A 14,092-nucleotide genomic window follows, 5' to 3' on the forward strand; every position below is an offset into this window, starting at 1 on the left:
AGGTTGATAACAATGACAATCGGTCTTGTAGGTCGCAAAGTGGGTATGACTCGCATCTTCACTGAAGATGGCGTTTCTATCCCGGTGACTGTTATCGAAGTTGAAGCTAACCGTGTAACTCAGGTCAAATCTGTAGAAACCGACGGCTACAACGCTATTCAGGTTACCACTGGCGCCAAGAAAGCCAGCCGCGTAACCAAGCCGGAAGCTGGCCACTTCGCCAAAGCTGGTGTAGAAGCCGGTCGCGGTCTGTGGGAATTCCGCCTGAACAACGGTGAAACTTTCACTGTTGGTAGCGAGCTGAAAGTAGATCTTCTCGCTGACGTTAAGCTGGTAGACGTTACCGGCACATCCAAGGGTAAAGGTTTTGCCGGTACTGTTAAGCGCTGGAACTTCCGTACCCAGGATATGACCCACGGTAACTCCCTGTCCCACCGTGTACCTGGCTCCATCGGTCAAAACCAGACCCCGGGCCGTGTATTCAAGGGCAAGAAGATGGCTGGTCACATGGGTGCTGAGCGTGTAACGACTCAGAACCTGGAACTGGTTCGTGTTGACGCTGAACGCAACCTGCTGCTCATCAAAGGCGCAGTACCGGGTGCAACCAACGGCAACGTGATCGTCAAACCTGCCGTCAAAGCGTAACGTCTGAGGAGATAGTAATGGAATTGGTAATGAAAGACGCCAAGAGCGCTCTTGAAGTTTCCGAGACTACCTTCGGGCGCGAATTCAACGAAGCTCTGGTTCACCAGGTTGTCGTTGCATATGCCGCTGGTGCCCGTCAGGGTACTCGTGCGCAGCTGACTCGCTCTGAAGTGTCTGGTGGCGGCAAAAAGCCGTGGCGTCAGAAGGGTACTGGTCGTGCCCGTGCTGGCTCCATCCGTTCGCCCATCTGGCGTTCCGGTGGTGTGACCTTTGCTGCTAAGCCGCAAGATCACAGCCAGAAAGTAAACAAGAAGATGTACCGCGGCGCTATCCGTAGCATCCTGTCCGAGCTGGTACGTCAAGAGCGCCTGATCGTTGTTGAGAAGTTCGGCATCGAAGCGCCGAAGACCAAAGAACTGATCGCCAAGCTGAAAGAAATGGAACTGACTGACGTTCTGATCGTGACTGCTGAAGTCGATGAGAACCTGTTCCTGGCTGCTCGTAACCTGTACAAAGTTGACGTGCGTGACGTTGCCGGTATCGACCCGGTCAGCCTGATCGCTTTCGACAAGGTTCTGATGACTGCTGACGCAGTTAAGCAAATCGAGGAGATGCTGGCATGATCCGTGAAGAGCGTCTGCTGAAAGTTCTGAAGGCTCCGCACATCTCTGAAAAGAGCACCATGGTCGCAGAAAAGCAGAACACTATCGTGTTCAAAGTTGCTGTTGATGCCACCAAGGCGGAAGTCAAAGCTGCAGTTGCGAAACTGTTCGAGGTCGAAGTTGAGACCGTCCGTACCCTGAACATGAAGGGTAAGACCAAGCGCGCAGGTGCACGCGTAGGCCGTCGTTCCGATTGGAAAAAGGCTTATGTGACCCTGAAAGCTGGTCAGGACATCGACTTCATGGGCGCAGCCGAGTAAGAGGAGTTCTGAAAAATGGCAATCGTTAAGTGCAAGCCTACTTCTCCGGGCCGCCGCCACGTCGTCAAGATCGTCAACCAAGAGCTGTACAAGGGCAAGCCCTTCGCCGCTCTGCTGGACAGCAAAAGCAAGTCCGGTGGCCGTAACAACAACGGTCGTATCACCACTCGTCACATCGGTGGTGGTCACAAGCAACACTACCGTCTGATCGACTTCAAGCGCGACAAAGACGGCATTCCGGCCAAAGTTGAGCGTCTGGAATACGATCCTAACCGTACCGCAAACATCGCCCTGGTGCTGTATGCAGACGGTGAGCGTCGTTACATCCTGGCTCCGAAAGGCCTGAAAGCTGGTGATGCAATCGCCTCTGGTGCTGATGCTGCCATCAAGGTAGGTAACACCCTGCCGATGCGCAACATCCCGGTCGGTTCTACCGTTCACGCCGTAGAGATGAAGCCTGGTAAAGGTGCCCAGCTGGCTCGTTCCGCTGGTACTTTCATCCAGATCCTGGCTCGTGAAGGTAACTATGTAACTCTGCGTCTGCGTTCCGGCGAAGTACGTAAAGTTCTGGCCGAGTGCCGCGCTACCATCGGTGAAGTGGGTAACTCCGAGCACATGCTGCGTCAACTGGGTAAAGCCGGTGCTAACCGCTGGCGTGGTATTCGTCCGACCGTTCGCGGTATGGCGATGAACCCGGTTGATCACCCGCACGGTGGTGGTGAGGGTCGTAACAAGGGCATGCAGCCTGTGTCCCCATGGGGCCAGAAGGCTAAGGGCTTCAAGACCCGTAAGAACAAGCGTACCGACAAGTACATCGTACGTCGTCGTAACAAGTAATTGTTAACATAGAGGAATCACCATGCCACGTTCTCTCAAGAAGGGTCCATTTATCGACCTGCACTTGCTGAAGAAGGTAGAGAAAGCGGTGGAAAGCGGGGATAAAAAGCCGGTTAAGACCTGGTCCCGTCGTTCAATGATCATCCCGAACATGATCGGTTTGACCATCGCTGTCCATAATGGTCGTCAGCACGTTCCGGTTTTCGTTACCGAAGAAATGATCGGTCACAAACTGGGTGAATTCGCACCGACTCGTACTTATCGCGGCCATGCTGCTGATAAGAAGGCTAAGAAGCGCTAAGGGATAAATGATGGAAGCTATCGCTAAACACCGTTATGCCCGTACTTCTGCCCAGAAAGCTCGTCTGGTAGCCGATCAAGTACGTGGTCTGTCCGTAGACAAGGCTCTGAACATCCTGACCTTCAGCCCGAAAAAGGCTGCTGTTCTGGTGAAGAAAGTGCTGGAATCTGCCATTGCCAACGCTGAGCACAACGAAGGTGCCGATATCGACACCCTGCGTGTTGCCACCATCATGGTAGACGAAGGTCCCTCCATGAAGCGCATCCGCCCGCGTGCCAAAGGTCGCGCGGATCGTATCCTCAAGCGTACCGCTCACATCACTGTAGTGGTATCCGACGCTAAGGCTGGGAGATAAGCAATGGGTCAGAAAGTACATCCTAATGGCATTCGCCTGGGTATTACCAAGCCTTGGAATTCTACCTGGTTCGCGAACACCAAAGACTTCGCTGACAACCTGTACAGCGATTTCCAAGTACGCCAGTTCCTGACCAAGGAGCTGAAAAACGCTTCCTTGTCCAAGATCACTATCGAGCGTCCGGCCAAGAGCATCCGTGTGACCATTCACACCGCTCGTCCGGGTGTCGTGATCGGCAAGAAAGGCGAAGACGTTGAAAAACTGCGCAAAGCTGTAGCCGCGATCGCTGGCGTGCCTGCTCAGATCAACATTTCCGAAGTCCGCAAGCCGGAGCTGGATGGCAAACTGGTTGCCGACAGCATCACTTCCCAGCTGGAGCGTCGCGTAATGTTCCGTCGTGCTATGAAGCGCGCCGTACAGAACGCCATGCGCCTGGGTGCCAAGGGCATCAAAGTGGAAGTTTCCGGCCGTCTGGGCGGCGCTGAAATCGCGCGTACCGAATGGTACCGTGAAGGTCGTGTGCCCCTGCACACCCTGCGCGCCGACATCGACTACGCAACTTCTGAAGCCCACACCACTTACGGTGTGATCGGCGTTAAAGTTTGGATCTTCAAGGGCGAAGTTCTGGGCGGTCTGGCTGCAGTCAATGCTGCCGCTGCTCAAGAGCAAGCTCCTGCGAAGCCCAAGCGTGACAACAAGCGCCGCGCTGCCAAGTAAGGAGATTCGGTAAATGTTGCAACCTAAGCGTACTAAATTCCGCAAGACCCACAAGGGTCGTAACCGCGGTCTGGCCAATGCCGGTAACGAAGTATCCTTCGGTACCTTTGGCCTGAAGGCGACATCTCGTGGTCAACTGACTGCTCGTCAAATCGAAGCAGCCCGTCGTGCCATGACCCGTCACGTTAAGCGTCAAGGCAAGATCTGGATCCGTGTGTTCCCGGACAAGCCCATCACCGAAAAGCCCCTCGAAGTTCGTATGGGTAAAGGTAAGGGTAACGTGGAATACTGGGTTTGCCCGATCCAGCCTGGCAAGGTTCTGTACGAGATGGATGGTGTACCTGAGGCTCTGGCGCGTGAAGCGTTTGCCCTGGCCGCAGCTAAGCTGTCTGTTCAGACCACTTTCGTAATTAAGACGGTGATGTGATGAAAGCCCAAGATCTGCGTCAAAAGAGCGTCGAAGAACTGAATCAGGAGCTGCTGGGTCTGCTGCGTGAGCAATTCAACATGCGCATGCAAGCTTCCACCGGCCAGCTGGCTCAGACTCACACTCTGAAACAAGTGCGTCGTGACGTCGCACGTATCAAGACTGTACTGACTGAGAAGGCAGGTGCGTAATGACTGACAAGATCCGTACTCTGCAAGGTCGTGTAATCAGCGACAAGATGGACAAGTCCATCACCGTCGCTATCGAGCGCAAGGTAAAGCACCCGATCTACGGTAAGATCATCAAGCGCACTACCAAGCTGCACGTGCATGACGAGAACAACGAGTGCAAGGCTGGCGATCTCGTGGAAATCCGCGAGTGCCGCCCGCTGTCCAAGACCAAGTCCTGGACCCTGGTTGCTGTCGTAGAAAAGGCCTAATTCGGTACTTTTTAGCCCAAACGGCCCCCCATCGGGGCCGTTTGTTTTTTAGGCTACCTTTTCAAAAATAGCTGTGTTATAGTTTCGCGCCTTTTGAAGGCAGCCAGATCCCATCAGGGATAAGAAGTAAACAAAGCGGAGCACTAAGATGATCCAGATGCAAAGTATGCTGGGTGTTGCCGACAACTCCGGCGCTCGCAGTGTAATGTGTATTAAGGTTCTGGGTGGTTCGCACCGCCGTTATGCCGGCATCGGCGACATCATCAAGGTTTCCATCAAGGAAGCCATTCCTCGCGGTAAAGTGAAGAAAGGTGATGTGTATAACGCGGTGGTCGTACGCACCCGTAAAGGCGTTCGTCGTCCGGACGGCTCTGTCATCCGTTTCGACAACAATGCGGCTGTGTTGCTTAACAACAACCAACAGCCAATCGGTACTCGTATTTTTGGCCCGGTGACCCGTGAACTCCGTAACGAGAAGTTCATGAAGATTGTGTCCCTGGCACCCGAAGTACTGTAAGGAGTCGAACGATGGCAGCTAAAATCCGTCGCGAAGACGAAGTAATTGTTCTTACCGGCAAAGACAAGGGCAAGCGTGGCAAAGTCACTCAAGTCCTGATTGCAAAAGGTAAGGTAATCGTGGAAGGCATCAACCAGGTGAAGAAACACCAAAAGCCGGTACCCGCACTGGGTCAGGCTGGCGGCATCGTCACCAAAGAAGCCCCCATCGATGTATCTAACGTCGCGCTGTTCAACTCTGCCACTGGCAAGGCTGACCGCGTTGGTTTCCGGATTGAAGACGGCAAGAAAGTCCGTTTCTTCAAATCCACCGGCGAACTTGTGAAGTAATTGGAGTTTAACGATGGCGAAACTGCATGATTACTACAAATCCGATGTAGTAAATGAACTGTCCAAGCAGTTCGGTTACAAGACTATCATGCAAGTCCCTCGGATCGAGAAAATCACCCTGAACATGGGTGTTGGTGAAGCGATCTCTGACAAGAAGTTGCTGGAAAATGCTGCTGCCGATATGGCTGCCATTTCCGGTCAGAAGCCGCTGATCACCAAAGCACGCAAATCTGTTGCGGGCTTCAAGATTCGTGAAGGCTACCCGATAGGTTGTAAAGTAACCCTGCGTGGCGAGCGTATGTGGGAGTTCCTGGAACGGCTGATTTGCATCTCCGTACCGCGTATCCGTGACTTCCGTGGTCTGAACGCCAAGGCGTTCGATGGCCGTGGTAACTACTCCATGGGCGTGCGTGAGCAAATCATCTTCCCGGAAATCGACTATGACAAGGTCGATCGCGTCCGTGGTCTGGATATCACCATCACCACTTCCGCGAATACCGACGAAGAAGGCCGTGCTCTGCTGGCTGCCTTTAACTTCCCATTCCGCAAGTAAGGTTAGGGTTATGGCTAAAACATCCATGAAAGCACGTGAAGCAAAGCGTGCGAAGCTGGCAGCCAAGTTCGCGACTAAGCGTACCGAGCTGAAAGCTATCATCGTTGATATGAACGCTTCTGAAGAAGCGCGTTGGGATGCTGTCTTGCAACTGCAACAGCTGCCCCGTGATTCCAGTCCGTCCCGCCAGCGTAACCGTTGCAACATCACTGGTCGTCCGCACGGTTTCCTGCGGAAGTTTGGCCTCTCTCGCATCAAGGTGCGTGAGCATGCCATGAAGGGCGAAATTCCGGGCCTCAAAAAGGCCTCTTGGTAAGAATCTCGGGAGTTAGACTATGAGCATGCAAGATCCGATCGCGGATATGCTGACCCGCATCCGTAACGGTCAGGCGGCGAGCAAAGTTGCGGTTTCCATGCCTTCTTCCAAGCTGAAAGTGGCTATCGCCAAAGTGCTGAAAGAAGAAGGTTACATCGCTGGCTACTCCGTAGCTGGTGACGTGAAACCTGAACTGGAAATCGAACTGAAGTATTTCCAGGGCAAGCCGGTTGTAGAACTGATCCAACGCGTGAGCCGTCCCGGCCTGCGTATTTACAAGCGCACTACTGATCTGCCGAAAGTCATGGGCGGTCTCGGTGTTGCTATCGTGTCCACGTCTAAAGGTGTGATGACCGACCGTGCTGCCCGTAAGGCAAGCATGGGTGGTGAGATCATCTGCTACGTCGCTTAATAGGAGGTCGGAAATGTCTCGCGTTGCTAAGGCACCCGTCACTATTCCTGCTGGCGTAGAGGTGACTCTGAACGGTCAGGAACTGTCCATCAAAGGTGGTAAAGGTTCCCTGGTTCGTTCCATCCACGCCGGTGTAGAAGTGACCAAAGAAGACAATGTACTGAAGTTCGCCCCGCGCGACGGCATCGCTGGTGCTGACGCTCAGGCCGGTACTGCACGTGCATTGGTCAACAACATGGTATTCGGTGTTACCCAAGGCTTCGAGCGCAAGCTGCAGCTGGTTGGTGTAGGCTACAAGGCCTCCATCAAGGGCAATGCTGTCGCGCTGGCTCTGGGCTTCTCTCACCCGGTTGAGCATGCGCTGCCGGCTGGTGTTACCGCTGAATGTCCGTCCGCCACTGAGATAATTCTGCGTGGTGTGGACAAGCAGCTGGTTGGCCAAGTCGCCGCCGATATCCGTGCTTACCGCGCTCCGGAGCCCTACAAGGGCAAGGGTGTACGCTATGCCAACGAGCAAGTGCGTACTAAAGAAGCTAAGAAGAAGTAAGGTAACACTATGGACAAGAAAGCAGCTCGTCTCCGTCGTGCTACTCGTGCTCGGAAAAAGATGCAGGAACTGGGAGCTACCCGTCTGGTTGTTCACCGTACCCCGCGTCATATCTATGCGCAGGTTATTGCAGCCAACGGTTCCGAAGTTCTGGCCTCTGCTTCCACAGTAGAGAAAGCCATCAGTGAAGCTCTGAAATACACCGGTAACGCAGATGCTGCTACCGCTGTAGGTAAGGCTATCGCTGAGCGTGCTATTGCCAAAGGCGTTCAGAACGTATCTTTCGATCGTTCCGGTTTCAAGTATCACGGTCGTGTAGCCGCTCTGGCTGCCGCTGCTCGTGACGCTGGTCTTCAGTTCTAAGCTAGGAGTCGAAGATGGCTAAAGTCGAATCTCAAGCCGGCGAACTGCAAGAAAAGCTCATTGCAGTAAACCGTGTTTCGAAAACTGTTAAAGGTGGTCGTATCATGTCCTTCACCGCGTTGACCGTGGTGGGTGATGGTAACGGCCGTGTAGGTTACGGTTACGGTAAGGCCCGTGAAGTTCCGGCCGCCATTCAAAAGGCGATGGAACAGGCTAAACGTAACCTGAACAAGGTTGAGCTGAACAACGGCACCCTGCACCACCCGGTGCGTGGCGTTCACTCTGGTTCCACCGTGTTCATGAAGCCGGCCTCCCAAGGTACTGGTATCATTGCAGGCGGCGCCATGCGTGCCGTACTGGAAGTTGCTGGTATCCACAACGTGCTGGCCAAGACCTACGGTTCCACCAACCCAATCAACGTTGTTCGCGCAACTGTCGACGCTCTGGTTCACGGTCAATCACCGGAACAGATCGCGGCCAAGCGTGGTCTGCGCGTTGAAGAAATTCTGGGGTAATGCGACATGGCTAACACTGTAAAAGTAACTCAAACTCGCAGCTCTATCGGCCGTCTGCCAAAGCACAAGGCGACTCTGCGTGGTCTGGGTCTGCGTCGCATTGGTCACACCGTTGAGCTGGAAGATACTCCCTGCGTACGCGGTATGATCAACCAGGTTTATTACATGGTTAAGGTGGAGGGCTAAGCATGCGTCTGAATACTCTGTCTCCGGCCGCTGGCTCCAAGCGCGTCAAGCACCGTCCGGGCCGTGGTATCGGTTCTGGTCTGGGCAAGACCGGTGGTCGTGGTGTTAAAGGTCAAACTTCTCGTTCCGGTGGCGGCAAGGTCCGCAACGGTTTTGAAGGCGGCCAGATGCCTTTGAAAATCCGTCTGCCGAAGTTCGGTTTCTTCTCTCGCAAATCTTTGGTTTCTGCCGAAGTGCGCCTGAACGAAATCGCCCTGGTAGAAGGTGATGTGGTCGACGTGAGCACTCTGAAGCAAGCCGGTGTTATTACCAAAAACATCGTGTTCGCTAAAGTTGTTCTGTCTGGCAACATTGACCGTGCTGTGACCGTTCGTGGTCTGTCCGTCACCAAGGGTGCACGTGCAGCCATCGAGGCCGCTGGCGGTAAAATCGAGGAATAATCAGTACAATGGCTAAGAAACCAGGATTGGATGTTAAAGCACAAGGTGGTCTGAGCGAACTGAAGAGCCGTCTGCTCTTCGTTCTCGGGGCAATTATCGTGTTCCGTGCAGGCTCTTATGTGCCGATCCCTGGTATTGACGCCGCCGTACTGGCCGAGTTGTTCCAACAACAGAAGGGCACCATCATTGAGATGTTCAACATGTTCAGTGGTGGTGCACTCTCGCGTGCTTCTATTCTTGCACTGGGGATCATGCCGTACATTTCGGCGTCGATCATTATCCAGTTGCTGACTGTGGTTCACCCTGCTCTTGCTGAACTCAAGAAAGAAGGTGAATCCGGCCGTCGCAAGATTAGCCAATATACCCGTTGGGGCACGCTGGTTTTGGGAACGTTCCAGGCCATTGGTATTGCAACAGGTCTGCCGAATATGATGCAAGGACTCGTGACTCATCCGGGTTTGGGCTTCTATTTCACAGCCGTTGTGAGTCTGGTCACCGGTACCATGTTCTTGATGTGGTTGGGTGAACAGATTACCGAGCGTGGGATTGGTAATGGTATCTCGTTGATTATCTTCACAGGTATCGTCGCCGGTCTGCCTCATGCCATTGGCGCTACGGCCGAACAGGCACGTCAAGGGGAATTGCACATCCTGCTGTTGTTGTTGCTGGGCTTGATTGTTTTCGCTGTGACTTACTTTGTGGTGTTCGTGGAGCGTGGTCAGCGTCGTATCGTCGTTAACTATGCCAAGCGTCAACAAGGCCGCCAGGTATTCGCTGCGCAAAGCACACACCTGCCGTTGAAAGTGAATATGGCCGGTGTGATTCCTGCGATTTTCGCATCCAGCATCATCCTCTTCCCGGGTACCATTACCTCCTGGTTTGGTCAGGGCGAGGGCAAGATCGCTGACATTCTGCAACAGGTCTCTATGGTCCTGCAGCCGGGTCAGCCCTTGTACGAGATGCTCTATGCAGCAGCCATTATCTTCTTCTGCTTCTTCTATACCGCGCTGGTGTTCAACCCCCGCGAGACAGCAGATAACCTGAAGAAGAGTGGAGCCTTTATCCCGGGGATCCGCCCGGGCGAGCAGACAGCACGTTACATCGATAAGGTTATGACTCGCCTGACATTGGCAGGTGCGCTCTATATTACCTTTATCTGTCTGGTACCCCAGTTCCTGATGACTGCCTGGAACGTACAGTTCTACTTCGGTGGCACCTCGCTGCTGATTATCGTGGTAGTTATCATGGACTTCATGGCTCAGGTTCAGACCCATATGATGTCTCATCAATATGGCGACGTCCTGAGGAAGGCCAACCTGAAGGGCTACGGCCGCTAAAGGTCGGCGTAGTTACGGAGTTAAGCAATGAAAGTTCGTGCTTCCGTTAAGGCAATCTGCCGTAACTGCAAAATCATCAAGCGTCACGGTGTGGTGCGTGTGATTTGCAGCGAGCCAAAGCATAAACAGCGCCAAGGCTAATTTTTTACGGTTAGTACTTGCAACAAATAGTTGTGCTGGCTAATATAGCCAGCCAACTTTTGTTGTGTATTGGTTGACCGCCACGTATCCGCTCACGGGCTTTGTGGTGGTCGTTATCTACTATATGTAGGAGTGAATAGTGGCCCGTATCGCTGGCATTAACATTCCTGACCATAAACATGCAGTCATTGCGTTGACTGCTATTTATGGCGTCGGTCGTACCCGCTCCAAGGCCATCTGTGCCGCAGCCGGTATCGCTGAGAATGTGAAAATTAAAGACCTGGACGAAGCTCAGATCGAGAGTCTGCGTGAACAAGTAGGTAAATTCACCGTCGAAGGTGACCTGCGTCGTCAGATTTCCATGAACATCAAGCGATTGATGGATCTGGGTTGCTACCGTGGTTTGCGTCACCGTCGTAGCCTGCCTGTTCGTGGTCAACGTACCAAGACCAACGCTCGTACCCGTAAGGGTCCGCGCAAGGCTATCAAGAAGTAACGGGAAGGTAGAAAATGGCTAAAACTCCGACTCGTGCTCGCAAGCGCGTTAAAAAGCAAGTGAGCGACGGTATTGCGCACGTTCATGCATCTTTCAACAACACAATCGTGACCATTACTGACCGTCAGGGCAATGCTCTGTCTTGGGCTACCTCTGGTGGTTCCGGTTTCCGTGGTTCCCGTAAGTCCACTCCGTTTGCTGCCCAGGTAGCTGCTGAGCGTGCTGGTGAGATCGCCAAAGAATACGGCGTGAAGAACCTGGAAGTCATGGTCAAAGGTCCGGGTCCCGGTCGTGAGTCTTCCATCCGCGCTCTGAACGCGGCTGGTTTCCGCATCACTAACATTACTGATGTGACTCCGATCCCGCACAACGGTTGTCGTCCTCCCAAGAAGCGCCGCGTGTAACGCTGTAGCTACTTGGTCTAGGATTGTTGGAGAAAGAAGATGGCAAGATATATCGGTCCTAAGCTTAAGCTTAGCCGTCGTGAGGGCACCGACCTCTTCCTGAAGTCTGGTGTTCGTGCGATTGATTCTAAGTGCAAGATTGACACCGTTCCTGGTCAACACGGTGCGCGTAAAGCGCGTCTGTCCGACTACGGTGTGCAACTGCGCGAGAAACAAAAAGTACGTCGTATCTACGGCGTATTGGAAAAACAGTTCCGCAACTACTACCGCGACGCTGCCCGTCAAAAGGGTAACACCGGTGAAAACCTGTTGCAGCTGCTGGAAGGTCGTCTGGACAACGTCGTCTACCGCATGGGCTTCGGCGCCACTCGTGCTGAATCTCGTCAGCTGGTGAGCCACAAAGCCATCATGGTAAACGGCCGCGTTGTGAATGTTCCTTCTTTCCAGGTATCCCCTGAGGACGTGATCTGCGTTCGCGAGAAGGCTAAGAAGCAAGCGCGTATCAAAGCTTCCCTGGAAGTTGCTGGTCAGCGCGAGAAGCCGACTTGGGTAGAGGTTGACGCTGCTAAGATGGAAGGTGCCTTCAAGCGCCTGCCGGAGCGTTCCGACCTGTCTGCCGACATTAACGAACAGCTGATCGTCGAGCTTTACTCCAAGTAAAGCTAGCTTCTAAAGAGAGGACACAATGCTGGGTTCTGTAACAGATTTTCTTAAACCGCGGCTAGTTGACATCGAGCAAGTTAGCCCGACTCACGCGAAAGTGACTCTCGAGCCGCTTGAGCGTGGCTTTGGCCACACGCTGGGCAATGCCCTGCGTCGTATTTTGCTGTCATCTATGCCCGGTTGTGCGGTTACTGAAGTCGAGATCGACGGAGTACTGCACGAGTACAGCAGCAAAGAAGGTGTACAGGAAGACATTCTTGAAATCCTGCTCAACCTGAAAGGTATCGCTGTGAAGCTGGAAGGCAAGGACGAGGTAACTCTGTCCCTGACCAAGTCTGGAACAGGCCCCGTTACCGCTGGTGATATCACTCACGGTGATGAAGTCGAGATCGTAAACCCGGAGCACGTAATCTGCCACCTGACTGGTGCAAATGCTGAGATCAGCATGCGCCTGAAAGTTCAGCGCGGTCGTGGTTATGTGCCTGCTTCTGCTCGTGTTCACAACGATGATGAAGAGCGTCCTATCGGTCGCCTTCTGCTGGACTCCGCGTTCAGCCCCATCGTTCGCATCGCCTACAATGTCGAGGCGGCACGTGTGGAACAGCGCACCGACTTGGACAAGCTGGTTATCGACATGGAGACCAATGGTACTCTGGATCCGGAAGAAGCCATCCGTCGTTCCGCCACTATTCTGGCAGAGCAACTGGAAGCCTTCGTGGATCTGCGCGATGTCAGCGTGCCCGAGAAGAAAGAAGAGAAACCCGAGTTTGATCCGATTCTGCTGCGTCCTGTCGATGATTTGGAGCTGACAGTTCGTTCAGCGAACTGTCTGAAGGCAGAAGCTATCCACTATATTGGTGATCTGGTACAGCGTACCGAAGTTGAGTTGCTTAAGACTCCTAACCTCGGTAAGAAGTCCCTGACTGAGATCAAGGACGTGTTGGCCTCCCGTGGTCTGTCTCTTGGCATGCGCCTTGAGAACTGGCCGCCCGCCAGCATCGCTGACGAGTAATCCAGATTACGGGTTTCACAGATTTAGTTAGAAGGATAAGGTCATGCGCCATCGTTTGAGTGGTCGTCAACTGAACCGGAACAGCAGCCATCGTCAGGCTATGTTCCGCAACATGGCCAGCTCCCTGGTTCGTCATGAGATCATCAAGACGACTCTGCCTAAGGCAAAAGAGCTGCGTCGTGTAGTTGAACCACTGATCACCCTTGCCAAGACTGATAGCGTTGCTAATCGTCGCCTGGCATTTGCCCGTACTCGCGATAACGCGATCGTGGCTAAGCTGTTCAATGAACTGGGCCCGCGCTACCTGGAGCGCGCCGGCGGTTATACTCGCATTCTGAAATGCGGTTTCCGTGCTGGTGACAACGCTCCTATGGCTTACATTGAGCTGGTAGACCGCCCGGCCGCTGCTGAAGCAGCTGCTGAGTGATAAAAGAAAAAGCCGGGCTTGTCCCGGCTTTTCTTTTGGTGGATTCTGATACTGCCTCTATTGCCTCTACTGCCTCTACTGCCTCTACTGCCTCTACTGCCTCTACTGCCTCTACTGCCTCTACTGCCTCTACTGCCTTACTTTGTAAGTGAGCGATGATTTTTCAATAGTCTCTATATTAAGTCGTTTATCTCTGCCTAAACGACAGCGGTTCGTGTTGCATAGCCCAGAGTGGGGCAATGTCATTGTTCATCTGGCGTATTAAGCAGGCCGCGAGTCATGGCGTGTGGCTGTTATAGTGCCGTTGAAGGCTTGTTTCTGTGGATAAGTTTGTATAAAAGCTGTGCTTGGATATGAATAACTAAAAAAGTGCCGATTTTTGCAATTTTATTGCAGAGGAGGGGTTGCCAGAACGAATTCGCTCCCTATAATGCGCCTCCATCGACAGGGCAGGCGGCAACGCAAACAAGCCTGTCGGTGCCTCGAAAAAGCCTCGTAAAATAAGGCTTGACTCGAGAAGGCGGTTGAGTAGAATGCCACTCCCGCAGCAGCCAAAAGCTGCGTCGCTCTTTAACAATTTGAATCAAGCAATCTGTGTGGGCACTCACAGCATCGAGCATCAAAAACAATTTTTGATATCAATGTCTGATGAAGTGACCAAAGCAACGAAAGTTGCAGCAGTTAATTCAGCAATTCATTGAGCCGCTTTTCGAAGCAACCAAACTTAAATTGAAGAGTTTGATCATGGCTCAGATTGAACGCTGGCGGCAGGCCTAACACATGCAAGTCGA

The 14,092-nt window shown here is 53.2% G+C and carries 27 protein-coding genes and 1 rRNA gene; all 28 read left to right on the forward strand.

From position 1 onward, the window contains the following. Window positions 1–12: 12 nt before the first annotated feature. Complete coding sequence (rplC, locus tag PG879_RS09360; RefSeq protein ID WP_010672559.1) at window positions 13–645, forward strand: 50S ribosomal protein L3; 633 nt, start codon at window positions 13–15, stop codon at window positions 643–645. A 17-nt stretch (window positions 646–662) separates the two neighbouring features. Beyond that, a complete protein-coding gene (gene rplD, locus PG879_RS09365) occupies window positions 663–1,268 on the forward strand; it encodes a 50S ribosomal protein L4 (RefSeq protein WP_005340616.1) in 606 nt (201 codons plus the stop codon). Then, complete coding sequence (gene rplW / locus PG879_RS09370) at window positions 1,265–1,567, forward strand: 50S ribosomal protein L23 (RefSeq protein ID WP_005307955.1); 303 nt, start codon at window positions 1,265–1,267, stop codon at window positions 1,565–1,567. Before rplD ends, rplW begins: the two co-directional genes overlap by 4 nt. A 15-nt stretch (window positions 1,568–1,582) precedes the next feature. Next, window positions 1,583–2,404: a 50S ribosomal protein L2 gene (rplB, locus tag PG879_RS09375; RefSeq protein WP_010672560.1), complete on the forward strand. Its 822-nt coding sequence runs from the start codon at window positions 1,583–1,585 to the stop codon at window positions 2,402–2,404. Window positions 2,405–2,426: 22 nt separating this feature from the next. After that, window positions 2,427–2,705, forward strand: a complete 279-nt coding sequence (gene rpsS, locus PG879_RS09380; protein WP_005307960.1) for a 30S ribosomal protein S19 — start codon at window positions 2,427–2,429, stop codon at window positions 2,703–2,705. A gap of 10 nt (window positions 2,706–2,715) precedes the next feature. Then, window positions 2,716–3,060 (forward strand): 50S ribosomal protein L22, encoded by a 345-nt coding sequence (gene rplV / locus PG879_RS09385; RefSeq protein ID WP_010672561.1) that lies wholly within the window; start codon window positions 2,716–2,718, stop codon window positions 3,058–3,060. A 3-nt stretch (window positions 3,061–3,063) separates the two neighbouring features. Next, on the forward strand, window positions 3,064–3,777 hold the full coding sequence (gene rpsC, locus PG879_RS09390; RefSeq protein ID WP_005331168.1) for a 30S ribosomal protein S3: 714 nt from the start codon (window positions 3,064–3,066) through the stop codon (window positions 3,775–3,777). A 13-nt stretch (window positions 3,778–3,790) separates the two neighbouring features. After that, window positions 3,791–4,204 (forward strand): 50S ribosomal protein L16, encoded by a 414-nt coding sequence (rplP, locus tag PG879_RS09395; protein WP_010672562.1) that lies wholly within the window; start codon window positions 3,791–3,793, stop codon window positions 4,202–4,204. Further along, complete coding sequence (gene rpmC, locus PG879_RS09400; RefSeq protein ID WP_005307965.1) at window positions 4,204–4,395, forward strand: 50S ribosomal protein L29; 192 nt, start codon at window positions 4,204–4,206, stop codon at window positions 4,393–4,395. Before rplP ends, rpmC begins: the two co-directional genes overlap by 1 nt. Then, complete coding sequence (rpsQ, locus tag PG879_RS09405) at window positions 4,395–4,643, forward strand: 30S ribosomal protein S17 (protein ID WP_005307966.1); 249 nt, start codon at window positions 4,395–4,397, stop codon at window positions 4,641–4,643. Before rpmC ends, rpsQ begins: the two co-directional genes overlap by 1 nt. A 148-nt stretch (window positions 4,644–4,791) precedes the next feature. Continuing rightward, window positions 4,792–5,160, forward strand: coding sequence for a 50S ribosomal protein L14 (rplN, locus tag PG879_RS09410; RefSeq protein ID WP_005307975.1), 369 nt, complete (start codon window positions 4,792–4,794; stop codon window positions 5,158–5,160). A gap of 11 nt (window positions 5,161–5,171) precedes the next feature. After that, a complete protein-coding gene (gene rplX, locus PG879_RS09415; protein WP_005307977.1) occupies window positions 5,172–5,489 on the forward strand; it encodes a 50S ribosomal protein L24 in 318 nt (105 codons plus the stop codon). 13 nt (window positions 5,490–5,502) lie between these two features. After that, entirely contained in the window at window positions 5,503–6,042 is a 540-nt protein-coding gene (rplE, locus tag PG879_RS09420) for a 50S ribosomal protein L5 (RefSeq protein ID WP_005331162.1), read from the forward strand. 10 nt (window positions 6,043–6,052) lie between these two features. Beyond that, a complete protein-coding gene (rpsN, locus tag PG879_RS09425; protein ID WP_005331161.1) occupies window positions 6,053–6,358 on the forward strand; it encodes a 30S ribosomal protein S14 in 306 nt (101 codons plus the stop codon). 19 nt (window positions 6,359–6,377) lie between these two features. Continuing rightward, complete coding sequence (gene rpsH / locus PG879_RS09430; protein WP_005307980.1) at window positions 6,378–6,770, forward strand: 30S ribosomal protein S8; 393 nt, start codon at window positions 6,378–6,380, stop codon at window positions 6,768–6,770. A gap of 13 nt (window positions 6,771–6,783) precedes the next feature. Next, window positions 6,784–7,317, forward strand: coding sequence for a 50S ribosomal protein L6 (rplF, locus tag PG879_RS09435; RefSeq protein WP_039039489.1), 534 nt, complete (start codon window positions 6,784–6,786; stop codon window positions 7,315–7,317). Between the two features lie 9 nt (window positions 7,318–7,326). Further along, the gene (rplR, locus tag PG879_RS09440; protein WP_010672566.1) at window positions 7,327–7,680 is read left to right on the forward strand and encodes a 50S ribosomal protein L18; all 354 of its coding nucleotides are present in this window, start codon (window positions 7,327–7,329) and stop codon (window positions 7,678–7,680) included. A 14-nt stretch (window positions 7,681–7,694) separates the two neighbouring features. Then, entirely contained in the window at window positions 7,695–8,195 is a 501-nt protein-coding gene (rpsE, locus tag PG879_RS09445) for a 30S ribosomal protein S5 (protein WP_005340605.1), read from the forward strand. Window positions 8,196–8,201: 6 nt separating this feature from the next. Beyond that, entirely contained in the window at window positions 8,202–8,381 is a 180-nt protein-coding gene (gene rpmD, locus PG879_RS09450) for a 50S ribosomal protein L30 (protein WP_005307985.1), read from the forward strand. A gap of 2 nt (window positions 8,382–8,383) precedes the next feature. Further along, window positions 8,384–8,821: a 50S ribosomal protein L15 gene (gene rplO / locus PG879_RS09455; RefSeq protein ID WP_005307987.1), complete on the forward strand. Its 438-nt coding sequence runs from the start codon at window positions 8,384–8,386 to the stop codon at window positions 8,819–8,821. Window positions 8,822–8,829: 8 nt separating this feature from the next. Continuing rightward, window positions 8,830–10,158, forward strand: coding sequence for a preprotein translocase subunit SecY (secY, locus tag PG879_RS09460; protein ID WP_010672567.1), 1,329 nt, complete (start codon window positions 8,830–8,832; stop codon window positions 10,156–10,158). 27 nt (window positions 10,159–10,185) lie between these two features. Then, on the forward strand, window positions 10,186–10,299 hold the full coding sequence (rpmJ, locus tag PG879_RS09465) for a 50S ribosomal protein L36 (RefSeq protein WP_005319705.1): 114 nt from the start codon (window positions 10,186–10,188) through the stop codon (window positions 10,297–10,299). Window positions 10,300–10,438: 139 nt separating this feature from the next. After that, a complete protein-coding gene (gene rpsM / locus PG879_RS09470) occupies window positions 10,439–10,795 on the forward strand; it encodes a 30S ribosomal protein S13 (RefSeq protein ID WP_005307991.1) in 357 nt (118 codons plus the stop codon). 14 nt (window positions 10,796–10,809) lie between these two features. Beyond that, window positions 10,810–11,199 carry a 30S ribosomal protein S11 gene (gene rpsK, locus PG879_RS09475; protein WP_005319702.1) on the forward strand — a complete coding sequence of 130 codons (390 nt, stop codon included), beginning with the start codon at window positions 10,810–10,812 and terminating at the stop codon, window positions 11,197–11,199. 39 nt (window positions 11,200–11,238) lie between these two features. Then, window positions 11,239–11,859, forward strand: a complete 621-nt coding sequence (gene rpsD / locus PG879_RS09480) for a 30S ribosomal protein S4 (RefSeq protein ID WP_010672568.1) — start codon at window positions 11,239–11,241, stop codon at window positions 11,857–11,859. A gap of 25 nt (window positions 11,860–11,884) precedes the next feature. Beyond that, window positions 11,885–12,874, forward strand: a complete 990-nt coding sequence (locus PG879_RS09485) for a DNA-directed RNA polymerase subunit alpha (RefSeq protein ID WP_005307997.1) — start codon at window positions 11,885–11,887, stop codon at window positions 12,872–12,874. 43 nt (window positions 12,875–12,917) lie between these two features. Further along, window positions 12,918–13,301 carry a 50S ribosomal protein L17 gene (gene rplQ, locus PG879_RS09490; RefSeq protein WP_005307999.1) on the forward strand — a complete coding sequence of 128 codons (384 nt, stop codon included), beginning with the start codon at window positions 12,918–12,920 and terminating at the stop codon, window positions 13,299–13,301. 726 nt (window positions 13,302–14,027) lie between these two features. Further along, window positions 14,028–14,092 (forward strand): 16S ribosomal RNA (locus PG879_RS09495); the annotation flags it as partial.

This window comes from Aeromonas sp. QDB63 (genome assembly GCF_027707425.1).
GTDB classification, from domain to species: Bacteria; Pseudomonadota; Gammaproteobacteria; order Enterobacterales; family Aeromonadaceae; genus Aeromonas; species Aeromonas caviae.